Below are 22,620 nucleotides of genomic sequence, written 5' to 3' on the forward strand. Positions count from 1 at the left end.
GGCGGTCGTGCCTGTCGCTGTGTCGCGCGTGATGTCACTTTTTCGCGTTGCTTTGCGGATTCAGATTGGTCAGGCGGCCGCTTTCGGTGCCGGCCGACTCGTCGATCACGGCATTGATCAGGGCCGGCTTGCCGGCCGCGATCGCCTCGCTCAGCGCCCGGGTCAGCTCTTCCGGCGTGGTGGCGTGGTAGCCGATGCCGCCGAAGGCCTCGATCATCTTGTCGTAGCGGGCGTTCTTGACGAACACGGTCGGGGCGACGTCCTTGCCGCCGGTCGGGTTGACGTCGGTGCCGCGGTAGACGCCGTTGTTGTTGAAGATGATGGTCGTCACCGGCAGCTCGTAGCGGCAGATCGTCTCGAGTTCCATGCCGCTGAAACCGAAGGCGCTGTCGCCTTCGATCGCGACCACCGGCTTGCCGCTGACGACGGCCGCGCCGATCGCATAGCCCATGCCGATCCCCATGATGCCCCAGGTGCCGGAGTCGAAACGCTTGCGCGGCTGGTACTGGTCGACGATGCTGCGCGCATAGTCCAGGGTGTTGGCGCCCTCGTTCACCAGGTTGATGTCCGGATGCTGCTTGAGGACGTCGCGGATCGCGCGCAGGGCGGTATGGAAGTTCATCGGCGCCGCATCGCGATTGAGCAGTGCCGCCATCTTGGCCATGTTCTGCTCCTTGCGCTCGGCGATCGGGTCGAGCCATTCGGCATCCGGCTTCGCGATGCCGGCGCCGTCCAGCCCGTCGAGCAGGGCCGCCACGCACGAGCCGATATCGCCGATCACGGGCGCGGCGATCGCCACGTTGCTGTCGATTTCGGTGGGCGAGATATCGATCTGGACGAACTGCTTGGGTTTGCCCCAGGTCTTGCCCTTGCCATGCGACAACAGCCAGTTGAGCCGCGCGCCGATCAGCACCACCACGTCGGCCTCGGCCAGCACGTAGGAGCGGGCCGCGGAGGCCGACTGCGGATGCGTATCGGGCAACAGGCCCTTGGCCATCGACATCGGCAGGTAGGGAATGCCGGTGCGCTCGACCAGCGCGCGGATGTCCGCATCGGCCTGCGCGTAGGCGGCGCCCTTGCCGAGCAGGATCAGCGGCTTCTTCGCGCCCTTGAGCAGGTCGAGCGCGCGCTGCACCGCGTCCGGCGCCGGGATCTGGCGCGGCACCGGGTCGACCACCTTGATCAGCGAACGCTTGGCGTGGCCTGCCTCGATCGTCTGCGCCAGCAGCTGGGCCGGCAGGTCGAGATAGACGCCGCCCGGGCGGCCCGAGACGGCGGCGCGAATCGCCCGCGCGACGCCGACGCCGATGTCCTCGGCCTTGTTGATGCGGTAGGACGCCTTGGCGTAGGGCTTGGCCGCGTTCAGCTGGTCCATTTCTTCATAGTCGCCCTGCTGCAGGTCGACGATCTCGCGTTCGCTCGATCCTGAAATCAGGATCATCGGGAAGCAGTTGGTGGTGGCGTTGGCCAGCGCCGTCAGGCCGTTGAGGAAGCCCGGCGCCGAGACCGTCAAGCAAATACCCGGCTTTTGCGTCATGTAGCCGGCGATTGCCGCGGCATTGCCGGCGTTCTGTTCATGACGAAAGCCGATGAAACGCATCCCCTCGGCCTGCGCCAGGCGCGCCAGGTCGGTAATCGGAATGCCGACCAGGCCGAAGATCGTATCGATGTCGTTGTGTTTCAGGGCATCGATTACCAGGTGGAAGCCGTCGGTCACGTCTACCGATACGTGGTTAGTCATTGCTGTCTCCAGTTATTGTCGATCCGGGCAGAACGCGGTGTGTATCGCCCGCAAACCATCATATCCAGCACGTCTGATTTGTCTCATTGACCATGGTCAATTTTGGCCGCATCATGTGAGAATCACGAAAATCGACCGCGTTCATGACGACTATTGCAAATCACTCGGAACGAAACATCATTCGTCTGCAGTTAAAGCAGAATGTAGTGCTCAAGGAACTGCGCGACAGTGAAATGGCGGCGCTCGAGCCGTACCTGACGATCGAGAACCACCAGAAAGGCGACTTGCTGCTGAACCAGGGTGTGCACGAGATGTCGCAGTACTTCATCCTGGACGGCATCCTCAAGCGCCAGGTCTCCAACCAGGAAGCCAAGGAAATGATCCTGCGCTTTTCGGCGGAACGCGACATCGAAACCAGCTACGCCGCCTGGTGCCTCAAGACGCCGACGCCTTTTTCCATCGCCTGCGTCACCAAGGTGCGGGTGGCGCGCATGCCGCTGCCCCAATGGGTCGATTACCTGGCAAGCCACCGCACCGTGAAGCAGGCCTTCGAATACGAGGTCATGAACCTGATGAGCGCCATCATGGCGCACACCATCACGCTGCACCTGCTCGACGCGCCGGGCCGGGTCCACCGCTTCATGCGCAAGCACCCCGACCTGTTCGAACGGCTGCCGAAGAAAGAACTGGCGGCGTACCTGAACCTGTCGCCGGAAACGCTGAGCCGCCTGAAGAATCGGGGAAAGATCTGAAGGTCGAGCAAAGCTGTTTGCTTCGTTTGCTCGAAAACGTCGCCCCCGCCCTCGCCGGGCGCCTTGGCGGGGGCCCAAGCGCTGCATGCGTTACCGAGACGCTTGCAAACTTGGGCCCCCGCCTCCGCGGGGGCGACGTGCATGCGGCTAAACTGTCGATACCGGCGTTACCGGCGTCACCGCCCTCTGCAGCTTTACCCCGCCGCCCTCTTCGGTCATGGTCTGCTCCAGCAGCTTGACGAGCGCATACGCCGAATCGATATGCGGCGTGGGTGTGCCGGTCATGCGCGCCAGTTCGATCACCGACCCGACCAGCGCATCGATCTCGGGTCCCCGGCCCGCCTCCACGTCCTGCAGCATCGAGGTCTTGTGCTTGCCGATCTGCGCGGCCCCCTCGATACGGCGGTCCAGCGGCACGCGGAAGGTGATGCCCAGCTTGGTGGCGACCGCTTCCGCCTCGCGCATCATTTCCGCCGCCAGCTCGCGCGTGAGCGGGTACTGGCAGATGTCGACCAGGGTCGAATGAGCCAGCGCGCTGATCGGATTGAAGCAGACGTTGCCCCACAGCTTGAGCCAGATCTCGGCGCGGATATTGTCGAGCACCGGCGACTTGAAGCCGGCGTTCTGGAAGCAGGCCGACACCGCAGTCACCCGCTCGCTCGCCGTGCCGTCCAGTTCCCCCAGCGGGAAGCGCGCGCCTTCGATGTGCCGGATGACGCCCGGCGCCACCAGTTCGGCGGCCGGATAGACCACGCAGCCGAGCACCCGCTCCGGGGGAATCCGGCGCGCCAGTTCGCCGCCGGCGTCGACGCTGTGCACGGTGCGCCCGTCGAACTCGCCGCCATGGCGGTGGAAATACCAGAAAGGTATGCCGTTCTGCATCGTCACCACCACGGTGCGCGGCCCGAACAGCTTGCCGATCTGGGCCGATACGCCATCGACCTGGTGCGCCTTGAGGGCCAGGATCACCAGGTCCTGCTCGCCGGCCGCGTCATAGTCGTCCGTCGCCCGCACCTCCGAGGCCACCTTCTCCTCGCCATCCATCTCGATGAGCTTGATGCCGTTGGCGCGAATCGCCGCCAGATTGGCTCCCCGCACGATGAACGTCACCTCTTCGCCCGCCAGCGCCAGCCTCGCGCCGACCAGGCCGCCAATTGCTCCCGCTCCAATCACTGCGATCTTCATGACCCACCCCTTGTCGTTTACTCGAACCGATTGATGAGCTTTCCGATGCCGTCGATCTCTACCTCGATCGTGCTGCCCGGGCGCATCGAGCCGACGCCGACCGACGTCCCGCACAGCAGGAGGTCGCCTGGCTCCAGTGTCATGTCCTGCGAGATCCGGCTGACCAGCTCGGCCACCGAAAACACCATGTCGTTGATCGGGTAATCCTGGCGCACCTCGCCGTTCAGGGTCGTGCGCACGACCAGCATGGCCGGGTTGAGCCCGGTGGCGATGACCGGGCCGAACGGGCAAAAGGTGTCGAAGCCCTTGGCGCGCACCCACTGCGGAAAGGTCGGGTCGCGCGCGATGATCTCGCCCACGGTGACGTCGTTGGCGCAGGTATAGCCGAACACGTAGTCGGCAGCGTCCTCGACCGGGACCGCGCTGCAGCGGCGGCCGATCACGATCGCCAGTTCGCCCTCGAACGCCACCTTGCCCTCGCACCGCGGCTTGCGGATCGTGCCGCCCGGCGCCAGGTAGGACGTCGGCGGCTTCATCAGGTAGAGCGGCTCGTCCGGGGGCTCCAGGCCCAGCTTCTGGCCGAGTGCATGAAAGTTGTTCCACATCGCCAGCACCTTGCCAGGCACGCTCGGTGTGAGCACCTCGACCTCGTCCAGGTTCACCGACAGGTCGGTGCGCTGCGGGCTGTCGAACATATCGCCCTTGAAGATCCGTATCTTGTCGCCCTCGATCGTGCCGAAACGTACGGTGTCGAGGTGTTGAAAGCGTATCCAGTGTCGGATCATATGATGTCTCTCGTACGTCGGGTCGGTGGATGGCTGATTGTGGAAGAACCGATTCCGTATATCCTTGACCACGGTTAAGATTCGAAAATCTCAGCAGGCCCGCTCGGGCCTAGGCGCCGATCTGGCGCTGCTGCAACGCGGACCAGTCGATGAAAGCCCTGGGATTGCAGCCGGCGGCGCTCAGCTGCGCCTGGCAGCGTTCCTTGGCGGCCAGGATCGCCTCGACCAGGAAGTCGGCGTCGTGCGCGCTCAGGAGGTGCGGTTGATGCCGCGCCAGGTAATTGCGCAGGCCCGTGCGGTCGTCGGCGCCGGCGACCGCGCTCGCATAGAGTCCGGTGTCCCAGACCCAGCTCAGTCCCAGTTCATGAAAGGCCGCGTTGTAAGCGTTGCATTCGGCATCGATGTCGCTGCTGCAGATCGTCGTCATGGCACTCTCCTTTGGTGGTTGCGGTCGAGCTGTGTTGAAACCATCGTAGTCCAACAAAATGATGAGTAATAGTGAAAGTTTTTAGGGATAATCATTAACGACTGCTTATACCTGGATGGGGGCACCGATGAAGAACGCGACACTGCGACAACTGAAGGTCTTCGAGACGGTCGCGCGCCGCCTCAGCTTTTCGCGCGCCGCCGAGGAGCTGCACCTGACTCAGCCCGCCGTATCGACCCAGGTCCGCACGCTCGAGGGCCACGTCGGCATGCCCTTGTTCGAACAGCTGGGAAAGAAGATCTACCTGACCCAGGCGGGCGAAGAGCTGCTGCACTTCTGCCGCGCCATCATCCAGCAGTTCGATGAGGCCGAAGATGCGATGGCACAACTCAAGGGAATCGCCGGCGGCAAGCTGAACGTGGCGGTGATCAGTGCCGGCGACTACTTCTTTCCACAGCTGATGGTCGCGTTCGCGCGCCAGCATCCGGGCGTGCAACTGAACCTGACGGTGCACAACCGCGAAGAGCTGCTGGACAAGCTGGCGGCGAATCGCACCGACCTGGCCGTGATGGTGCGCCCCCCCGCCGAACTCGACACGCAGAACGATGCGTTCGCCCCCCACCCCTACGTCATCGTGGCCGCGCCCGACCATCCGCTGGCGGCAGCCGCACCGGGGCGCATCCCGATGAGCGACCTGGTCCGTCACCCGTTCGTGATTCGCGAACCGGGCTCCGATACCTGGTTCTCGATGCAGGACGCCTTCGGCCCGCACCTGGCCGAACTGACCGTCGCGATGGAAATCAAAAGCACTGAGACGATCAAGCAGGCGGTAATCGCCGGCATCGGACTGGGCTTCCTGTCGTTTCACACGATCGGCCGCGAACTCGCGGCGCGCAGCCTGGTGGTGCTGGAGGTCGAGGGGTTTCCCTTGATGCTCAACTGGTACGTGGTGCACCGCCGCGAAAAGCGGCTGCCACCGGTGGCGCGGGCGTTTCGCCAGTTCCTGCTCGATGAAGGGGAGACCCGGATCGCCGCGCTGATTCCCTCGCCCATGCCGGACACGCCGGCCAGTCCGGATGCTGACCGGCAAGGCGTTGACAGGAGCTTGTAGCTGCGCAGCCACACAGGATGACCGGCCGCGCCAACGTCAGATCTCACAAAAATGCCGGTTTTTAGTAGGAAACATTCATGAACAGCATAACTGGTATCAGAACTCGAAATTGGAAGCACGATTGAGTAATCCCTATATTTACTGCATCGCACAAACCAACTTTCAGGAGCCAGTCATGATCAACGCACCAGCCCACACCACGTTCGCAGCCCCGTCGCACTCGCTGCTGTCGCTCATCGTCGCTTTCCTCACGCTCAACCTGCGCGAGAAGCTCGAGCCAGGCTACACCGGCCAGGATTCGGACCCGGCATACTACAATTGCGGCCTGTAATTTAGGGTCCACCACGCGACGACACGGCGCGCGCGCCCCCTGGGGCAGCGCGAACCGGGTTTGTCGTGGCCGCGCGGGGCTTTCGCCCCCGCGCCAATCAGCATTCGATCAGTGCCCCATCAGCGCACGCACATGCGCCGCGCTGCCGCCCAGCAGCCCCTCGACGCTGTAGCCGCCTTCCAGGATCGACACGATCCGTCCCTCGCACGCCTCCCCTGCAATTGCCATCACCTCGCGCGTGATCCAGGCGAAATCCTCGTCTTCCAGGGCCATACTGGCCAGCGGGTCGCAGCGGTGCGCGTCAAAACCGGCCGACACCACGATCAGCTCGGGCGCGAAGCGCCGCAAGGCGGGCAGCAGCTCGCGCGCCACGGCGGACCGGAACAGCGTCGAGCCGCAGCCCGGCGGCAACGGCAGGTTCACGATATTGCCGCTTGCCCCCGACTCGTGCGCCGCGCCGGTTCCCGGGTACAGCGGCGACTGGTGGCTCGAGGCGAAGAACAGTTGTGGCCGGTGAAAGCATGCGGCCTGGGTTCCATTGCCGTGGTGAACGTCGAAATCGACCACGGCCACGCGCTGCAGGCCGTGCGTCTCGAGCGCGTGAACGGCGGCAATGGCGGCCTGGTTGAAGATGCAGAAGCCCATCGCCCGGTCCGGCTCGGCATGGTGGCCGCACGGCCGGGTCGCGCAGAACGCGTTGGCGGCTTCGCCCGCCATCACCGCATCGACCCCGGCGCAGGCGGCGCCGACGCAGCGCATCACCGCCTCCCAGGTGCCGGGCGACATCAGGGTGTCGCCGCCGTCCAGCGCCACCAGGCCGCGGCCCGGCGCCGCGGCGGCGATCGCGTCGACGTACTCGGCGTGGTGCACCAGCAACACCTGCTCGCGCGTGCCGAGCGGCGCTTCGCGCCAGGTCAGCTGCGAAAATTCCGGCTGGCGCAGCGCCTTCATGACCGACTGCAGGCGCTGCGGCGCTTCGGGATGGCCCGGCCCGGGCTCGTGCGCCAGGCAGGCCGGATGATGAAATACCCAGGTATCCATATGCTGTCTCCGATGGCGGCAGGCAGCCGCGTCAATCTGCGGCGATGGCGTGGTTCGACATCCGCTCGATCGCCTGGCACAGCGCCGAATGATCGAGTTGGGCCATGCCGTGGGCGGCGCAGGAATTCATCAGCTCCTGCGCGGTGGCGGTATTCGGCAGCGCGAGACCGAGGCTCTTGGCCCCCTGCAGCGCCAGGTTCAGGTCCTTCTGGTGCAGCTCGATGCGGAAGCCCGGCGCGAAGGTGCGCTTGACCATCCGCTCGCCGTGCACTTCCAGGATGCGCGAGGCGGCGAAGCCGCCCATCAGCGCCTGCCTGACCCGGGCCGGGTCGGCGCCCGCCTTCGAGGCGAACAGCAGCGCCTCCGCCACGGCCTGGATGTTCAGCGCGACGATGATCTGGTTGGCCACCTTGGTGGTCTGGCCATCGCCGTTGCCGCCGACCAGGGTGATGTTCTTCCCCATCAGCTCGAACAGCGACCTGGCGCGGTCGAACGCCTCTTGCGCGCCGCCCACCATGATGGTCAGGGTGGCGGCGCGCGCCCCCACCTCGCCGCCCGACACCGGCGCGTCGAGGTAGTCGCACTGGCGCTTGTTGATCTTCTTGGCGAACTCCTTGGTGGCCATCGGCGAGATCGAACTCATGTCGATCACGATCTTGCCCGGCGTGAGGCCCGCGGCCACGCCGTCGGCGCCGAACAGCACTTCTTCGACGTGCGGGGTATCGGGCACCATCACGATGATGATGTCGGCGCGCTTGGCCACCTCGGTGGCGTTGGTGCAGACGGTGGCGCCGCCCTCGATCAGCCCCAGCGGCGGATTTTTCAGGTCGTGCAGGAACAGCTTGCAGCCGCCCTCCTGCAGCTTGCCGGCCATGGGGCCGCCCATGATGCCAAGGCCGATGAATCCTACTTTCGTCATGATGGTCTCCAGAAGTGTTGTCGTGCGAAGCGCTTCACGAGCCGAACTATGCCTGCAGGCCGTGTTCGCCGATCCAGCGCAATCCCTGGGCGGTGCCCGCCCGCGGCTTGTACTCGCAGCCGACCCAGCCGCCATACCCGATCTCGTCCAACATGCCGAGCAGGTAGCGGTAATTGATCTCGCCCGTGCCCGGCTCGCCGCGGCCCGGATTGTCGGCCAGCTGGATGTGGCCGATCAGGCCGAGGTTGGCCTTGATCGTCGCCGCCAGCTCGCCCTCCATGCGCTGCATGTGATAGATGTCGTACTGCAGGAACAGATTGTCGGCGCCGGTCGCGCGGATGAGGTCCAGCGCCTGGCGCGTCCCGTGCAGGAAGAATCCCGGGATGTCGAAGGTGTTGATCGGTTCGATCAAGAGGCGGATCCCCTCGCGTTTCAGCTTGCCGGCCGCGAATGCGAGGTTCGACACCAGCGTGGAGTACGCGTCTTCCAGCGCGACGCCGGGCGGCACGATGCCCGCCAAGCAATTGAGCTGCTTGACGCCCAGCGCCCTGGCATACGCGATCGCCGTGTCGACGCCGTCCTGGAATTCCGCTTCGCGCCCCGGATGGCAGGCGATGCCGCGCTCGCCGCCGGCCCAGTCCCCGGCCGGCAGGTTGTGCAGCACCAGCTCGAGGCGGCATGCATCGAGCCGGGCGGCGATGTCTTCAGGCCGGCAGGCGTACGGGAACAGGAATTCGACGCCGCGAAAGCCCGCCCGGGCGGCGTGCTCGAAGCGGTCGAGGAAATCGGCTTCGTTGAACAGCATGGTCAGGTTGGCGGCAAGTCTGGTCATTGCGGTCTCCTCATCTCGGTCTGCCGTGCCGGCTATTGCACATCCAGGACTTCATTGAACTCGTTGAGCGCGTCGATCTCCGTGCCCATCGCGATATTGGTCACGCGCTCGAGGATGATCTCGACGACCACCGGCACGCTGTACTGCCCCATCAGCGCGCGCGCACGCTCGAAGGCGGGGATGATGTCGTCTGGCCGGAACACCCTGAGCGCCTTGCAGCCCAGGCCCTCGACCACGGCGACGTGGTCGACCCCATAGCCTTCCAGTTCCGGCGCGTTGACGTTCTCGAACGCCAGCTGGACGCAATAGTCCATCTCGAAGCCGCGCTGGGCCTGGCGGATCAGGCCGAGGTAGGCGTTGTTGACCAATACGTGAATATACGGCAGCTTGAACTGCGCCGCCACCGCCAGTTCCTCGATCAGGAACTGGAAATCGTAGTCGCCCGAGATGGCGACGATGTCGGCATCGGGGTCGGCCACGCGCACACCGAGCGCCGCCGGGATGGTCCAGCCCAGCGGGCCGGCCTGGCCGCAGTTGATCCAGTGGCGCGGATGGTGCACGTGCAAGAACTGGGCGGCGGCGATCTGCGACAGGCCGATGCTGGCCACGTAGCGCACGTCGCGTCCGAAGTAGGCGTTCATCTCGTGGTAGACGCGCAAGGGATTGACCGGCACGGTCTCGAAGTCGCTCTTGCGCAGCATGGTGCGCTTGCGCTCCTGGCATTCCTCGAGCCATTCGGCGCGGTCCTGCAGGCGGCCGCTCGCGCGCCACTCTCGGGCCACCTCCACCAGCAGTTCGAGCGCGGCCTTCGCATCGGAGACGATGCCGAGATCGGGACCGAACACGCGCCCGATCTGGGTCGGTTCGATATCGATGTGCACGAAGGTGCGGTCGCGGGTGAACACCTCGATGCCGCCGGTATGGCGGTTGGCCCAGCGGTTGCCGATGCCCATCACGAAGTCGGAAGCCAGCAAGGTCGCGTTGCCGTAGCGGTGGCTGGTCTGCAGGCCCGCCATGCCCGCCATCTGCGGATGGTCGTCGGGAATCGCGCCCCACCCCATCAGGGTCGGAATCACGGGCACGCCGGTGATCTCCGCGAACTCCACCAGCAGCGCCGACGCGTCGGCGTTGATGATGCCGCCGCCGGCGGTGATCAGGGGGCGCCGCGCCGCGTTCAGCATGTCGAGCGCTTTCTCGACCTGGGCGCGGGTCGCGCGCGGCTTGTGCAGCGCCAGCGGCGCATAGGTGTCGCCGTCGAACTCGATCTGCGCCATCTGCACGTCGATCGGCAGGTCGATCAGCACCGGACCGGGCCGGCCTGAACGCATCAGGTGGAAGGCCTGCTGGAACACGCGCGGCACCAGGGCCGGCTCGCGCACCGTGACGGCCCACTTGGTCACGGGCCTGGCGATCGACTCGATGTCGACCGCCTGGAAGTCTTCCTTGTACAGGCGGGCGCGCGGCGCCTGGCCGGTAATGCAAAGAATAGGTATCGAATCGGCTTGGGCCGAATACAGGCCCGTGATCATGTCGGTGCCGGCCGGTCCCGAGGTGCCGATGCACACGCCCAGGTTGCCGGCCCTGGCCCGGGTATAGCCCTCGGCCATGTGCGAGGCGCCTTCGACGTGGCGCGCCAGATAGTGGCGGATGCTGTCGCGCTTCTTCAGCGCGGCGTAGAACGGATTGATCGCGGCGCCGGGCACGCCAAAGGCGACCTCGATGCCCTCTTTTTCCATCACCAGCACCGCTGCCTCTGCGGCTGTCATCTTTGCCATTGCGGCCTCCAGGTTCATCAACGCACGATTGCGATGAACGTATGCTAGAGCGTCGCGGCGGCGCTGATAAGAACACAAAAAGTAGGTGTATTCGATCCCTGGAGTATGGAATACTGCAGGCATGGACAAGGTCAAACAGATGTGGGCCTTCGTCGACGCGGTCGACAAGGGCAGTCTGGCGCGCGCCGCGCTGGGGCAGAACATCACGCCGGTCATGCTGGGGCGCCGCATCGACGCGCTGGAACGCCGCCTGGGCGTCAAGCTGCTGCACCGGACCACCCGCCACCTGACGCTGACCGAATCGGGGTCGGTATTCCTCGAGCATTGCCGCAGGCTGCTGGCGGACATCGACATGGCCGAAACCATCGTGTCCGAAGGCCGGGACCAGGCCAGCGGCCACCTGATCGTCTCGGCGCCGGCGGCGTTCGGGCGGCTGCACGTGGCGCCGCACGCCCCGGCCTACCTGGCGGCCAATCCCAACGTGCAGATCTCGTTCAACCTCACCGACCACGTGGTCGACCTGGTGCGCGAAGGCTATGAACTGGGGATCAGGATCGGCGGCGTGCTCGATCCGAGTTTCGTCGCGGTCCGGCTGGCGACCAACCGGCGCGTGGTGTGCGGCACCCCGGCGTATTTCGCGCGCTGCGGCGTCCCGCGCACGCTGGAGGAGCTGGCGCTGCATAACTGCCTGGCCTTCAACCTGCAGGGGGGGCAGCAGCGCGGCTGGTACTTCCAGAAGGATGGCAAGCCGGTGACCATCAAGGTGAACGGCAACCTCGACTGCAACGACGGCGAATTGCTGCACCGTTGGGCGAGCGAAGGACTCGGGCTGGCCTGGCGTTCGACCTGGGAGATCCAGGCGCAGCTGGCGGCCGGCCAGCTGGTCACGGTGCTCGACGAATACGCCCTGCCCGACTACGACATCATGGCGGTCTACATGCAGCAGCGCCACCTGCCGGCAAGGGTGCGCTCATTCATCGACACCCTCAAGGCGATCTATGCCCAGCCCGGGTACTGGACACGGCCTGCGGGGCACGGCTTGTAGGGCACGGCCTGCAAGGACGGCCTGTCAGGACGGCCGGCACGCGGCCTGTCATGACAGGCTAGATCACCCGCTCGTCGCGCAGCAGCGCGATCTGCTCGCGCGAATAGCCCAGGTCGGCCAGCACTTCATCGGTATGCTCGCCCAGCAGCGGCGAACGGCGCACCTCGGTCGGGCTGTCCGAGAGCTTGATCGGATTGCCCACGCTGAGGTAGGGGCCGCGCTCGGGATGATCGACCTCGACGATCGTGCCGGTGGCGCGCAGCGACGGTTCTTCGGCGATTTCCTTCATCGACAGGATCGGCCCGCACGGGATATCGTATTTATTCAGGATGTCCATCGCCTCGAACTTGGTGAGCGTGGTGCTCCACTCCTCGACCGTGGCGAAGATCGACATCAGGCGCGGCAGGCGCGCCTTCGGCGTTGCGTAATCGGGGTCGGTGATCCACTCCTCGCGCCCGATCAGCTTGCACACCGAGGGCCACACCTGGGCCTGCGCAATGAAGTAGATATATGCGTTCGGATCGCTCTCCCAGCCCTTGCACTTGAGGATCCAGCCGGGTTGCCCGCCGCCCGAGGCATTGCCCGCGCGCGGAACGGACTCGCCGAACTGGCCGTCGGCGAACTGCGGATACTCTTCCATGACGCCGTTGCGCTCGAGGCGCTGCTGGTCGCGCAGCTTGACCCGGCACAGGTTCAGCACCGCGTCCTGCATCGAGGTGAGCACCTTCTGGCCGCGGCCCGTGGTGTTGCGCTGGTAGAGCGCGGTCACGATGCCCAGCGCCAGGTGCAGGCCGCTGCCGCTGTCGCCGATCTGCGCGCCGCTGACCATCGGCGGGCCATCGTCGAAACCCGTGGTGGCCGCCGCCCCGCCGGTGCACTGGGCCACGTTTTCATAGACCTTGCAGTGCTCGTAGGGGCCGGGGCCGAAGCCCTTGACCGATGCCACGATCATGCGCGGATTGAGTTCCTGGATACGTTCCCAGCTAAAGCCCATCCGGTCCAGCGCGCCCGGCGCGAAGTTCTCGACCAGCACGTCGCAGTGCTTGATCAGCGTTTCCAGCACTTCCTTGCCGGCGGGCCGCTTGGCGTCGAGCGTCATGGAGCGCTTGTTATGGTTGAGCATGGTGAAATACAGGCTGTCCACGCCCGCGATGTCGCGCAGCTGGTTGCGCGTGGCGTCGCCCTCGCCGGCGCGCTCGACCTTGATGACGTCGGCCCCGAACCAGGCCAGCAGCTGGGTGCAGGTCGGTCCGGACTGGACATGGGTGAAATCGAGAATGCGAACGCCTTCCAATGCCTTGCCCATACCAGTTTCCTCCGAAGATTTAACTTAGCTAATTCGATGCTGCGCTCGGCACTACCCTGGACCAAACCCTGGTGCATGCCGCGATCGACCCATTCACCGCGTAAAGCCGCTGCGTCTACGGATCTTAGCGAGATGCGCCAGCTGAGCTCAATGACCGTAGTCAAGATTCATGAAATGAATATTTGACATCGAAACGCGGCCGGCTGCGGCGCGCAAAAAAACGGGCTTCCGAAGAAGCCCGTTTTCCTGGGGTGCTTATCCGTGCCGGGGCGTCAGGCAGGCACGGGGCCCTTCCCGACCGCGTTCTCCTCCGCGTAGCGATTCCTGGAGTAGGTGACGTGGTTGCGTAGCACCGGTCGCAGCACCGTGATCGCCAGCAGCGCCGCGATCAGGTCCATGGTGGCGACGGTGTAGAGGACGGTCGACCAGGTGCCGGTCGCTTCCATCATCAAGTTGCCGACAGGAACGAACAGCGCGCCGATGCCCTTCGCGGTATACAGCACCCCGTAGATCTTGCCGATGTGCTTGGTGCCGAAGGCGTCGCCGGCCAGGGCCGAGAACAGCGAGTACACTTCGCCCCACGCCAGGAACACGATGCCCGACAGGATCAGGAAGGCGTACGGATTGCTGCCGAAGTAGCCGAGCGCGATGATGCCGAGGCCTTCGAGCGTGAACGCGATGACCATGGTCTTCTCGCGGCCGATATGGTCCGAGATCCAGCCGAACAGCGGTCGCGATATGCCGTTCATGATCCGGTCCAGCATCAGGGCGAGCGGCAGGGCGGCCATCACGAAGAAGTGCAGGTCGACCTGGAATTCCTTCACGCCGAGGTCTTGCGCGATCACGCCGAGCTGTGCGACCGCCATCATGCCGCCGGTGACCACCAGCACGAACATCACCAGCATCAGCCAGAACAGCTTGGTGTTCAGCGCTTCCTTGAGCGTGTAGTCATGCGTCGATTGCACCAGCTTGCTCGATTTCTTGACTTCGGCGGCTGTTGGCGAGCGCAGGAACCAGGCGGCGATGAAGGCCAGCGTGCCTTGCAGGATGCCGAAGAAGAGGAAGGTCTGCTGGAAGCCCGACGACTCGATCATGGCCGCGATCGGCAGGATCGTGGCGGCCGAACCGGCGCCGTAGCCACCCGCGGTGAGGCCGACGGCCAGGCCGCGGCGATCCGGGAACCACTTGATCGCGTTGTTGATGCAGGTGGCATAGATCGAGCCCACGCCGATGCCGCCGACGGCCGCGCCGACGTAGAACCCCGCCAGGGTGGTGGCTTGCGAATTGATGATCCAGGCCAGGCCGATGAAGATGGCGCCGAAGGCGACCATCATGCGGGGACCGAATTTATCGATGAAGTACCCTTCGAGCGGCGCGAGCCAGGTCTGGACGATGACGAACAGCGTGAAGGCGACCTGGATGCTGGCGCGCGACCAGCCATAGGTTTCCTGGATCTCGGGAACGAACAGGGTCCACGCATACTGGATGTTCGCGGTGGCGATCATGCAGACGACGCCGACGGCGAGCTGGAACCAGCGCGTGCTGTTGGAAGCTGGCTTTTGTGGCTGAAGCGCGGCTGCCGATGAATTATGCATTTGGCGCTCCTTGAACGGTGAAGTGTTTCTGTTGCAGACCTGCAGACGGAATTGCGGGCGCCGAGCGCGCCTGCCTGGTTATGGTTTCCAGCATTTTCATGTCTCCATTTTTATGGTGTGATGTGCATGCTCCACGTCGAGTCATGGACTCGCGCGCCAACCCCTACGCCTTTTCTGTTTAAATTTGTGAACGCACCCTGCCGGCAAAAAAGGACGTCGGCATGCTCCTGGCGGCCGAACTGCCCACCAGGCGAGACAGCCGCTTGATACAGTTCTCCACCGTGCTTTCCAGATTTTGAATGTGCGCTATTGCCGCTCTCCTCATGTGCAAGATTGGACATCTCAACGACCGCAATGGGAATTGCGCTCACTGCTTTCACCATCGGCGCCCTGACCGGGCAGCGCCGCATCGCGATCTGGAAAACGGTGAAAGTGAGATGATGTTGCTGGAGCCGATTTCGAGAATCATTGACCGCGGTTATGTTTTGAGTTTTTAGCGGACCGCGCCAGGCGGGCATAAATACGCTGACTGCGCGCCAACTTTCCGCATGGAAATTGCAGCTGCGTGATGGCGCATCGAACCACTGTAGACGCTCGATGCCATCGACGCGAGCCTCGCGTTCGACGATCATCGTGGCGCACTGCCCGCCGTCCCGGTCGCCACGGCGTCAGCGCCGGTCCGGGAGCCGGGCGGCCCGGCGAGGAGGAGCGCGAAGGACGACCCGCCGCCGTTGAACGTCCCCATCTCCTGGCCCTGGCATACATGGGCGCCGCGCCGCATGCCCGGGTCGAACACGACGCTGGACACCTCGCTCAGGCCCAGGGGATGCAGCACACGTGGCCATGGCCTTCGGTCCGGATCACGATCACCCCGCGTGCATGGCCGCTGCCCGCAAGCGAATCCGTGGCGCCGCCGGCGTCTGGCGCGACCAGTTGCGCGAAGAAGCTCCCGGGAATGACGAATGGGTCGAACAGCACCTCGCCATTGACCGGCGCCCACCAGCGCTGGACGTGATACGGTCCCAGACTGGCCTGGAAGACCTGGCCGCCGTCGAACAGGTCGACCAGGCGCTGCTCGTCGATCAGCGCCTGCTGCTGCGGCAGCGGCGACGCGAGGAGCTCGGCCGGCGCGCAACGCGTGCGCCCGGACCGGCATGCATCCCGGCGTACCGGCGCGCCATCGGCAGGAAAGATGACGGTACCGTGCGCATTGCGAGCGACGACGCGGCGCGCCTGCCCGGGATGCGCGAAGGGTCGCGTGAGGAAGGCATTCCAGCTGTTCCAGTAAGGCGGCGTGCCGGCATCCTTTTTCCATACCGGGAACCGGTATCGCTCCTTCGCCTCTGGCGCCAGCCACTGTTCGCCCTCGATGCGAAAGCCGACGTTCGAGGCCGGGCTGTCGAGGAAGGCATGCCAGTCGCTCAGGATGTTCGACATCAAGAGGCTGAAGGTGGGGTGCCCGAACAAGGCGGCGCCGCCCGCGGTCCGGCCTGTATCCGCCAAGAAAGCTGAAAACGGCAAGCCGATCAGCTCGCCGTCGATGAAGCCCGGCGCATGCGTAAGGACCGTGTTCAGGCCGTGCAGCAAGGCGCCCAGGTCCGCGTCCAGGTCCTTGATGCGCGCCCCCGGCACACTCCCGGCGTGCGCTGCCTGCCCGTTGCTGCTGGCCAGGCCGTCGGCGCAGGCGGCGTGGACGAGACGGCGCACGACGTCGTTGTCCTCGATATAGCTGGCCAGCGCCTGGACCGATGGCGCCAGCGCGGTTCGTTCGGCGCCCAGCACGCGCGCGACATACGTTCGCATGGCGGCGCTGCCGTACCGGGGCAGCCAGCCGCCGTGCGGATCGTCGGGACCGGAATCGATGTCGAGTTGCGCGTCATGCAGTGCGGGCGCCACGGCAACTCCTTCGGGTGATCAGAATGGACAAATCACCTTTTTAACCGTCGCCCAATCGCGCCTGTTTGATATGGATCAGTCCGACTCCCGAACATCCAGGATGGGTAGATTTACTGTCGCTTGCAACGTCATAGCCAGCCGCCAGTTACCGCGCTGGGCACGGGCCATCCAGGCAATGGCCTCCCAATTGTCGTCAAACTGTAATGAACTGTCTTCTATATCCTGAGGATGTGTTAATTCGACACTTGGTCTTATACAATGATGGACGAGGAGAACCGTATGTACCGAGTGATGTTGGTGGAAGACGATGCACGCCTGGCCGAGCTCGTCACCGAATACCTGTCCGGCTATGAATTCGCGGTCGAACTGGTCACGCGCGGCGATACCGCGCTCGCCCGTTTCAAGGAACTGGCGCCCGACATCGTGATCCTCGACCTGATGCTGCCGGGCCTGGACGGCATGATCGTCTGCCGCCGGATTCGCGACCAGTCCGACGTGCCCATCCTCATCCTCACCGCGCGCGAAGACTCCTATGACGAAGTCTCCGGCCTCGAACAAGGCGCGGACGACTTCGTCAACAAGCCGGTGCAGCCGCGCGTCCTGCTGGCGCGCCTGCGCGCGCTGATGCGCCGCACCCAGGCCAAGTCGGGCGTCGATGCGCGCGTGCTGCAGTTCGGCGCGCTGCGCATCGTCACCTCCGACCGCAGCGTGGTCTGGCGCGGCCAGCCCTGCGTGCTGTCCAATACCGAGTACAAGCTGTTGCTGGTGCTGGCCGAGGCGGCCGGACGCGTGCTGTCGCGCGACGCCCTGCTCAAGAAAATGCGCGGCATCGAGTTCGACGGCCTGGACCGCAGCATCGACAACTGCATCTCCAAGCTGCGCCGCAAGTTCGACGATGCCGACTCCGAAAAGATCAAGACGGTATGGGGCGAAGGTTACCTGTTCTCGCCTTCGGCCTGGAACTGACGACCTGCCCCCTGACGTCAAGTTAAGGCGAAAGTCTTCTTGAGTGAGCGTAGAAACGTCGTCCCCACGAAGGTGGGGACCCAATCTTGCAAGCGTTTTGACGACGTTTGCAGAACTTGGGTCCCCGCCTGCGCGGGGACGACGTATTTGACGGCTACTCAGCTAGCTTAACTTAACGGTATTAGCGCCCTGCAGCTTATTTTTTGGCGCCACCAGCTTTATTCGAACAGCGGCACGATCGCCAGCGGCGCGTGATAGGTCATCAACTGCGCGGTGACGCGCTGATCCGCCGGCTGCGCGCCGAAACGGTAGGTGACGACCGGGAAGTCCTCGTCGGCGTCGCCCGCGAAGGCGGGGCCGCGCGCAGGCGCCAGCGCCTGTTCGGCGGCCCCCGCGCGCACCCGCACGCCCGCCGCTTCGTCCTCTTTCGGGAACACCAGGCGCACGCCGACGCACTGGCGAGCGCGCGCGGAATTGTCGGCATAGCGGGCAAAGCCGAGCGCCTGCTCGCAGGCCGCGCGCAGGTCGGCCACCTCGTACGCACCGTCGGCGCGCAGCGCCAGCGAGACCCGCGGCTTCAGCGTGAAGCCGCCCGGCGGCCGGGTCAGGGTCAACACCGCGTTCTCGTCATACGCCGCCTTAAGCAGCGGCAACACGGTGCGGCCGAGCGCATCGAGCGCCAGGCTGGTCTGGACGGTCTTGCCCTGCATGCGCAGTTGCGCGCCCGGCCCCAGCACGCCCTTGTCGCGCGGCAGCACCTGCAAGTGGTTGTGCAGCAGATTCTTGGGGCCACCGTATTTGTCAAACAGCACCATCGCGCGGTAGGCATCGCGATAGTTCACCCATTCCCCGGCGCGCGGCTGCGCCACGGCCAGGCCGGCCGTCAGCAGCAAGGTCACGCAGGCGGTGAGGTGTGCGCGTCGCATCATCAAAACCGGTAGGCGAAGGCGGCCGAAACCGTCACGTTGGTGGGCCGCTCGACGAGCGGGCTATTGCGGACACTGCCGACCAGCTGCGTGGCCTGGACATGGGTGACCAGCATCCAGGACGGGTGCAAGACCCAGTTCCAGCGCACGCCGGCGCGGACATCCTTGATGCCGCCGCCAGGGCGATAAGGTGGGTTGCCGCTGTGCCAGGATTCTTGTTCGCTGACGCCGAAATAGGCGCGGCTGTAGTCGGCGTTGGCGATGGTGGCGCCGGCATGGAACGACAGCATATGCTGCGGCGCGACCTGCACCGCCAGGCGCTGCACACCCAGTTCCATGCGTGCGCCATCGCGGTCGTTGCCCGCGCCAAGCAGCACGCTGCTGGTCAGCCGCCATTGGGGCGCCAGGTAATGGTTGAAGAAGAAGCCGCCCTCGAGCCGGGTGCCGACGTCCTTCATGCCCTCCAGGCGGTTCCCGGTGCGGGCGAACTGCAGCGGCGAACTCGTCACGCCGACGCCGTCGACGACACGCCCGGTGCCGGACTCGTCACGGTGGGGGTGGACCGACAGCAGCGGACCGTACTCGACCGTGGGACGGTTGGACAGATGCATCCCTGCGCTCATGCCGGAAATAAAAAGGCCGTTGCTCCATTGCACCTGAAGCACCGGCAAGGCTGAAACCTGTCGGCTGTCCGCCCCTTCGTAACGCGGCCGCGAGACGGCGCCCAGCCCTGCGTACATGTCGCGGCTGCCGTCGGGCATCGGGTTGGTGGCCGGCGTCTGCGCACTCGCTGCGGTGCTCGCAGCCGCCAGGGCCAGGGCGAAGAATGGTTTCATCGTGAAATTACTCGGAGAGTTCGTTTGTCGATATTTTACGTCGAGCAAGCTTCGCTCTCCCATCCCATCATGACCGGCAGCGCATTCCCGGTCCGGGCTGCGTCCACGGTCAGCGCAGGGGACCGCGCCGTATGCGCGGGCGCTCCGACCGGCGCGGCGCCGGACCTGACGGTATTGCGCGCGCGCGCCATGCGCATCAGCGCTTCCTGACGGTCGAGGCGAGTCCCGCTCCGGGTCGCTTCCTGCTGAATAAAAAAACCCACCGATACTTGCGCATCAGATGGGCAAACGGAAACCTGATGATGGGAAAGATGGTAATCGTTCGGCCGCGCGTCATGCACCCTCCAGATGTCGGCCAATTGTCGTCAATTTGTAAGCCGCGCCGCCCGCGCGCTGCCAGGGCGCACCGGAGCGGTCCTTGCGCCTGTACAATTCGAGCCCGAGGAGAAACCATGCAGCCGGCCCCACCAGACCGACAGTTACCCAGGACGCGCCCGTGAACCGGTTATTCTTCCGCTTCTTCGTGCTCGTCATGCTGTCGATCACGGCTGCCACCTTCGTCATCTATTTCGCCTTCGCGCGCCTGTTCGGCGACCCGCTGGACGACATCGCGCGGCGCCAGGCCGCGGCCCAGATCTTCCTGCTCGAACAATACGTGGACCAGGCGCCCAGCGACGAATGGCTGACCCGCCTGAACAATGTGCGCGAAGTGTCCGACGTGCGCTACGACCTGATGCCCCTGCCCCAGGCGCTGGACGCCCTCGGCGCCGGCCAGCGCGCCGAGCTCGAGCGGGGAGGCATCGTGATCGACGTGGCCGGCAAGTCCTTTTACCGGCGGGTCGACCTGGACGGCGAACGGTATATCGGCAGCCAGGACGAGGTCTTGCACGCCAGGGAGTTGCCGATCGACATAGGACAAGCGCTCAAGATGGAACTGCTGCGCTACGTGATCGTCGCCATCGCCCTCCTGGCGCCGATCGCGCTGTGGTCACGCTCGCACTGGCGCGGCTTGCAGTCGCTGTCGCGCATGGCGGACGAATTTGGCGCCGGCCGGTTGTCGGTGCGCGCCCGTTTGAAGCCGTCGGACGCCGTCTATCCGCTGGCGGAACGGATCAACCACATGGCGGGCCGCATCGAGGACTTGATGGACGCGCAGCGCAACCTGCTGCACTCGGTGTCGCACGAACTGCGCACGCCGATCGCGCGCCTGGAATTCGCGCTCGAGCTGCTCGACGCCAGGGCCAGGGATCCCGACCTGAGCCGCCGCATCGCCGCCATGGAGGGCGACCTGTCCGAGCTCAACGATCTGGTCAGGGAGCTGCTCGATATGAGCAAGCTCGACAGCGTGCGTACCCTGCAGGGCGCACCGGTCGACCTGGAGGCGCTGCTGCGCGACTGCTGCGCCACCCTGCCGCCCTCGCCGCAACAGGTGACCTGTGCGCCGGCGGCCGGGCTCGGCACGATCGTCGTCGATGCCCGCCTGCTGGCGCGTGCGGTCGGCAATCTGCTGCGCAATGCCCAGAAATATGCGCAGGCACAGGTGGTGCTGGCGGCGCGGCGCACGCCGGATGGCGTCGAGATCGCCGTCGACGACGACGGCCCCGGCATTCCCGAGCAGGAGCGCAACCGGATCTTCGCCCCGTTCTACCGCCTCGACCGCAGCCGCGACCGCGCCACCGGCGGCTTCGGGCTCGGCCTGTCGATCGCGCACAAGGCGGTCGTCCTGCATGGCGGGACGCTGCGCGTTGAAAGCTCGCCATTGGGCGGCGCGCGCTTCGTGGTCAGGCTGCCGGCATGAACGAACGCCTGCTGATCGCAACGCTGTGCGGCCTGGGACTGCTGTCCACCGTCGGCGCCTCCCTGCCCTATCCGATGCTGGCGCCGCTGTTCGCCGACGGCAACGTCAACGGACTGAACAGCTTCCTCGGCTTGCCGCCCAAGCTGCTGTTGGGGATTGCGCTGATGATCAACCCGGTCGGCCTGCTGATCGGCAGTGCGATACTGGGGCCAATGTCGGACGGTTTCGGCCGGCGTCGCGCCCTGCTCCTGACCACCGCCGGCGCCGCACTCGGCCACCTGCTGACGGCCGTGGCGATGGTGATGGAATCCTATCTGCTGTTCCTGGCGGCGCGTTTCTTCACCGGCCTGCTGGAGGGAAATGGCGCGGTAATGCGGGCGCTGGTCATCGAGCGCATCAAGGGGCCACTACGCAACCACGCGCTGTCGTGGCTCAACGGTTCGTTCAACCTGGGCTGGCTGGTCGGCCCGCTGCTGGCCGGCTTGACCATGGCCTTCGGACCTGCACTGCCCTTCTACATCGCCGCCGGCGCCCTGCTGCTCGGCGCCGCCGGCGTGCTGGTCTCGATCCCGGCCACGCCAATCCAGGCCCACCTGCAGCGCCAGCGCTGGTGGACGGTCGTGCGCGAGCGCCACGCCCTGACCCTGCTGCGCCATGGGCCGCTGCGCACCCTGTTCACGGTGCACCTGGCGTATTGCTGCGGCGTCGCGGCGCTGTACGAGTTCTTTCCGCTGTGGCTGGTGGACGTGGGCGGCTACGATGCGCGCCAGATTGCCATCGTCAACATGGGCATGTGCGCACTGATGACCATGGCCGCCCTGTTCGCCGGCCACGCCAGCCGGGTCGAGGGGCGCCTGCGCGCCGGCTGGTATGCGGCCATGGCGGCAACCGCCGTGCTGTGCGTGGGCTTCGGCAACCTGTGGATCGGCATCGCCGGCATCCTCCTGTTCGGCGCGCCGCACGCCTTCTACAACACCGCGCTGCAGACCTGGGCGGCGGACGAGTTCGCGCTGCATGGCCAGGGGTCGGTCATGGCCCTGCTATCGACCATCTTTTGCCTGGCCAATATCCTGATGGCGCTGGCCGGCGCGGTGCTGACGCTGATCGATACCCGGCTGGTGCTGGTCGTCGGCGGCCTGCTCGCCCTCTGGGCCTCGGTGGCCCTGCGCCGCTGGAGCGCCCGTAGCGCTCGCCCGCACCTGGAAAGCACCTGACGCATCTCCGGGCGCAAAAAAAAAGGCGTCCATTCGGACGCCGTGCAGGGCTTTTTACAGTCAGCTCGAACTTGCTCATTGTTGCGCGGTCTTATGCAATATGAGCAAGCTTGTTTCGATCAGAGTCGCCGCCAAGGCG

22 protein-coding genes are annotated in these 22,620 nt (G+C 65.4%); 8 read left to right on the plus strand and 14 right to left on the minus strand.

Annotated elements, in window-relative coordinates; all coding sequences use genetic code 11:
• Positions 1 to 34: 34 nt before the first annotated feature.
• Positions 35 to 1,741, minus strand: a complete 1,707-nt coding sequence (gene oxc, locus ACZ9AQ_RS22835) for an oxalyl-CoA decarboxylase (RefSeq protein WP_429206967.1) — start codon at positions 1,739 to 1,741, stop codon at positions 35 to 37.
• Positions 1,742 to 1,884: 143 nt separating this feature from the next.
• On the opposite strand from oxc, the gene ACZ9AQ_RS22840 reads away from it, so the two are divergent.
• Positions 1,885 to 2,493, plus strand: a complete 609-nt coding sequence (locus tag ACZ9AQ_RS22840; protein WP_429206966.1) for a Crp/Fnr family transcriptional regulator — start codon at positions 1,885 to 1,887, stop codon at positions 2,491 to 2,493.
• 147 nt (positions 2,494 to 2,640) lie between these two features.
• On the opposite strand, the gene ACZ9AQ_RS22845 is transcribed toward ACZ9AQ_RS22840, so the two are convergent.
• The 3 genes from ACZ9AQ_RS22845 to ACZ9AQ_RS22855 all read right to left on the minus strand — a co-directional run bounded on the left by ACZ9AQ_RS22845 (position 2,641) and on the right by ACZ9AQ_RS22855 (position 4,890).
• Positions 2,641 to 3,678 carry a 2-dehydropantoate 2-reductase gene (locus ACZ9AQ_RS22845; protein WP_429206965.1) on the minus strand — a complete coding sequence of 346 codons (1,038 nt, stop codon included), beginning with the start codon at positions 3,676 to 3,678 and terminating at the stop codon, positions 2,641 to 2,643.
• 17 nt (positions 3,679 to 3,695) lie between these two features.
• A complete protein-coding gene (locus tag ACZ9AQ_RS22850) occupies positions 3,696 to 4,463 on the minus strand; it encodes a fumarylacetoacetate hydrolase family protein (protein WP_429206964.1) in 768 nt (255 codons plus the stop codon).
• 109 nt (positions 4,464 to 4,572) lie between these two features.
• Positions 4,573 to 4,890 (minus strand): HAD family hydrolase, encoded by a 318-nt coding sequence (locus tag ACZ9AQ_RS22855; protein ID WP_429206963.1) that lies wholly within the window; start codon positions 4,888 to 4,890, stop codon positions 4,573 to 4,575.
• Between the two features lie 127 nt (positions 4,891 to 5,017).
• Between ACZ9AQ_RS22855 and ACZ9AQ_RS22860 the strand changes: the two genes are divergently transcribed.
• The gene (locus ACZ9AQ_RS22860) at positions 5,018 to 6,001 is read left to right on the plus strand and encodes a LysR family transcriptional regulator (RefSeq protein ID WP_429206962.1); all 984 of its coding nucleotides are present in this window, start codon (positions 5,018 to 5,020) and stop codon (positions 5,999 to 6,001) included.
• Positions 6,002 to 6,176: 175 nt separating this feature from the next.
• Positions 6,177 to 6,332: a hypothetical protein gene (locus tag ACZ9AQ_RS22865; protein ID WP_429206961.1), complete on the plus strand. Its 156-nt coding sequence runs from the start codon at positions 6,177 to 6,179 to the stop codon at positions 6,330 to 6,332.
• 108 nt (positions 6,333 to 6,440) lie between these two features.
• Here ACZ9AQ_RS22865 and ACZ9AQ_RS22870 read toward each other — a convergent pair whose 3' ends face one another.
• From ACZ9AQ_RS22870 to gcl, 4 genes are read right to left on the minus strand one after another with little or no spacing between them, the layout of a single operon-like run.
• A complete protein-coding gene (locus tag ACZ9AQ_RS22870) occupies positions 6,441 to 7,373 on the minus strand; it encodes a histone deacetylase family protein (protein ID WP_429206960.1) in 933 nt (310 codons plus the stop codon).
• Positions 7,374 to 7,404: 31 nt separating this feature from the next.
• Positions 7,405 to 8,292, minus strand: coding sequence for a 2-hydroxy-3-oxopropionate reductase (locus tag ACZ9AQ_RS22875; protein WP_429206959.1), 888 nt, complete (start codon positions 8,290 to 8,292; stop codon positions 7,405 to 7,407).
• A 46-nt stretch (positions 8,293 to 8,338) separates the two neighbouring features.
• Positions 8,339 to 9,124 (minus strand): hydroxypyruvate isomerase, encoded by a 786-nt coding sequence (gene hyi / locus ACZ9AQ_RS22880; RefSeq protein WP_429206958.1) that lies wholly within the window; start codon positions 9,122 to 9,124, stop codon positions 8,339 to 8,341.
• A gap of 32 nt (positions 9,125 to 9,156) precedes the next feature.
• A complete protein-coding gene (gcl, locus tag ACZ9AQ_RS22885; protein ID WP_429206957.1) occupies positions 9,157 to 10,899 on the minus strand; it encodes a glyoxylate carboligase in 1,743 nt (580 codons plus the stop codon).
• Between the two features lie 121 nt (positions 10,900 to 11,020).
• On the opposite strand from gcl, the gene ACZ9AQ_RS22890 reads away from it, so the two are divergent.
• Positions 11,021 to 11,944, plus strand: coding sequence for a LysR family transcriptional regulator (locus ACZ9AQ_RS22890; protein ID WP_429206956.1), 924 nt, complete (start codon positions 11,021 to 11,023; stop codon positions 11,942 to 11,944).
• A 58-nt stretch (positions 11,945 to 12,002) separates the two neighbouring features.
• Here the strand turns inward: ACZ9AQ_RS22890 and frc are convergent, their stop codons facing one another.
• The 4 genes from frc to ACZ9AQ_RS22910 all read right to left on the minus strand — a co-directional run bounded on the left by frc (position 12,003) and on the right by ACZ9AQ_RS22910 (position 16,741).
• Positions 12,003 to 13,250: a formyl-CoA transferase gene (gene frc, locus ACZ9AQ_RS22895; protein ID WP_429206955.1), complete on the minus strand. Its 1,248-nt coding sequence runs from the start codon at positions 13,248 to 13,250 to the stop codon at positions 12,003 to 12,005.
• A 272-nt stretch (positions 13,251 to 13,522) separates the two neighbouring features.
• Positions 13,523 to 14,845 (minus strand): oxalate/formate MFS antiporter, encoded by a 1,323-nt coding sequence (oxlT, locus tag ACZ9AQ_RS22900; RefSeq protein ID WP_429206954.1) that lies wholly within the window; start codon positions 14,843 to 14,845, stop codon positions 13,523 to 13,525.
• Between the two features lie 110 nt (positions 14,846 to 14,955).
• Positions 14,956 to 15,477, minus strand: coding sequence for a hypothetical protein (locus ACZ9AQ_RS22905; RefSeq protein ID WP_429206953.1), 522 nt, complete (start codon positions 15,475 to 15,477; stop codon positions 14,956 to 14,958).
• Between the two features lie 181 nt (positions 15,478 to 15,658).
• Positions 15,659 to 16,741, minus strand: a complete 1,083-nt coding sequence (locus ACZ9AQ_RS22910) for a phophatidylserine decarboxylase associated domain-containing protein (RefSeq protein WP_429206952.1) — start codon at positions 16,739 to 16,741, stop codon at positions 15,659 to 15,661.
• Positions 16,742 to 17,002: 261 nt separating this feature from the next.
• Between ACZ9AQ_RS22910 and ACZ9AQ_RS22915 the strand changes: the two genes are divergently transcribed.
• Positions 17,003 to 17,707, plus strand: coding sequence for a response regulator (locus tag ACZ9AQ_RS22915; RefSeq protein WP_429206975.1), 705 nt, complete (start codon positions 17,003 to 17,005; stop codon positions 17,705 to 17,707).
• A 218-nt stretch (positions 17,708 to 17,925) separates the two neighbouring features.
• Here ACZ9AQ_RS22915 and ACZ9AQ_RS22920 read toward each other — a convergent pair whose 3' ends face one another.
• Both ACZ9AQ_RS22920 and ACZ9AQ_RS22925 read right to left on the minus strand, forming a co-directional pair.
• Positions 17,926 to 18,633: a hypothetical protein gene (locus tag ACZ9AQ_RS22920; RefSeq protein ID WP_429206951.1), complete on the minus strand. Its 708-nt coding sequence runs from the start codon at positions 18,631 to 18,633 to the stop codon at positions 17,926 to 17,928.
• 2 nt (positions 18,634 to 18,635) lie between these two features.
• The gene (locus ACZ9AQ_RS22925) at positions 18,636 to 19,469 is read right to left on the minus strand and encodes a MipA/OmpV family protein (RefSeq protein WP_429206950.1); all 834 of its coding nucleotides are present in this window, start codon (positions 19,467 to 19,469) and stop codon (positions 18,636 to 18,638) included.
• A gap of 24 nt (positions 19,470 to 19,493) precedes the next feature.
• Between ACZ9AQ_RS22925 and ACZ9AQ_RS22930 the strand changes: the two genes are divergently transcribed.
• The 3 genes from ACZ9AQ_RS22930 (at position 19,494) to ACZ9AQ_RS22940 (ending at position 22,481) form a co-directional block, all read left to right on the plus strand.
• Complete coding sequence (locus ACZ9AQ_RS22930) at positions 19,494 to 19,679, plus strand: hypothetical protein (RefSeq protein WP_476108415.1); 186 nt, start codon at positions 19,494 to 19,496, stop codon at positions 19,677 to 19,679.
• A gap of 286 nt (positions 19,680 to 19,965) precedes the next feature.
• Positions 19,966 to 21,267 (plus strand): ATP-binding protein, encoded by a 1,302-nt coding sequence (locus ACZ9AQ_RS22935; RefSeq protein ID WP_429206948.1) that lies wholly within the window; start codon positions 19,966 to 19,968, stop codon positions 21,265 to 21,267.
• Complete coding sequence (locus tag ACZ9AQ_RS22940) at positions 21,264 to 22,481, plus strand: MFS transporter (RefSeq protein WP_429206947.1); 1,218 nt, start codon at positions 21,264 to 21,266, stop codon at positions 22,479 to 22,481. Before ACZ9AQ_RS22935 ends, ACZ9AQ_RS22940 begins: the two co-directional genes overlap by 4 nt.
• Positions 22,482 to 22,620: the final 139 nt, after the last annotated feature.

The organism is Massilia sp. UYP34, from assembly GCF_056279385.1.

Excerpts from the sequence above, each read along its gene's own strand:
- ACZ9AQ_RS22865 (WP_429206961.1), top strand. The coding sequence starts at position 6,177 with ATGATCAACGCACCAGCCCACACCACGTTCGCAGCCCCGTCGCACTCG.
- ACZ9AQ_RS22840 (WP_429206966.1), top strand. The coding sequence starts at position 1,885 with ATGACGACTATTGCAAATCACTCGGAACGAAACATCATTCGTCTGCAG.
- ACZ9AQ_RS22915 (WP_429206975.1), top strand. The coding sequence starts at position 17,003 with ATGGACGAGGAGAACCGTATGTACCGAGTGATGTTGGTGGAAGACGAT.
- ACZ9AQ_RS22890 (WP_429206956.1), top strand. The coding sequence starts at position 11,021 with ATGGACAAGGTCAAACAGATGTGGGCCTTCGTCGACGCGGTCGACAAG.
- ACZ9AQ_RS22875 (WP_429206959.1), bottom strand. The coding sequence starts at position 8,292 with ATGACGAAAGTAGGATTCATCGGCCTTGGCATCATGGGCGGCCCCATG.
- ACZ9AQ_RS22860 (WP_429206962.1), top strand. The coding sequence starts at position 5,018 with ATGAAGAACGCGACACTGCGACAACTGAAGGTCTTCGAGACGGTCGCG.
- oxlT (WP_429206954.1), bottom strand. The coding sequence starts at position 14,845 with ATGCATAATTCATCGGCAGCCGCGCTTCAGCCACAAAAGCCAGCTTCC.
- hyi (WP_429206958.1), bottom strand. The coding sequence starts at position 9,124 with ATGACCAGACTTGCCGCCAACCTGACCATGCTGTTCAACGAAGCCGAT.
- gcl (WP_429206957.1), bottom strand. The coding sequence starts at position 10,899 with ATGGCAAAGATGACAGCCGCAGAGGCAGCGGTGCTGGTGATGGAAAAA.
- ACZ9AQ_RS22925 (WP_429206950.1), bottom strand. The coding sequence starts at position 19,469 with ATGAAACCATTCTTCGCCCTGGCCCTGGCGGCTGCGAGCACCGCAGCG.
- frc (WP_429206955.1), bottom strand. The coding sequence starts at position 13,250 with ATGGGCAAGGCATTGGAAGGCGTTCGCATTCTCGATTTCACCCATGTC.
- ACZ9AQ_RS22870 (WP_429206960.1), bottom strand. The coding sequence starts at position 7,373 with ATGGATACCTGGGTATTTCATCATCCGGCCTGCCTGGCGCACGAGCCC.
- ACZ9AQ_RS22905 (WP_429206953.1), bottom strand. The coding sequence starts at position 15,477 with ATGATCGTCGAACGCGAGGCTCGCGTCGATGGCATCGAGCGTCTACAG.
- ACZ9AQ_RS22845 (WP_429206965.1), bottom strand. The coding sequence starts at position 3,678 with ATGAAGATCGCAGTGATTGGAGCGGGAGCAATTGGCGGCCTGGTCGGC.
- ACZ9AQ_RS22940 (WP_429206947.1), top strand. The coding sequence starts at position 21,264 with ATGAACGAACGCCTGCTGATCGCAACGCTGTGCGGCCTGGGACTGCTG.
- ACZ9AQ_RS22920 (WP_429206951.1), bottom strand. The coding sequence starts at position 18,633 with ATGCGACGCGCACACCTCACCGCCTGCGTGACCTTGCTGCTGACGGCC.
- oxc (WP_429206967.1), bottom strand. The coding sequence starts at position 1,741 with ATGACTAACCACGTATCGGTAGACGTGACCGACGGCTTCCACCTGGTA.
- ACZ9AQ_RS22850 (WP_429206964.1), bottom strand. The coding sequence starts at position 4,463 with ATGATCCGACACTGGATACGCTTTCAACACCTCGACACCGTACGTTTC.
- ACZ9AQ_RS22855 (WP_429206963.1), bottom strand. The coding sequence starts at position 4,890 with ATGACGACGATCTGCAGCAGCGACATCGATGCCGAATGCAACGCTTAC.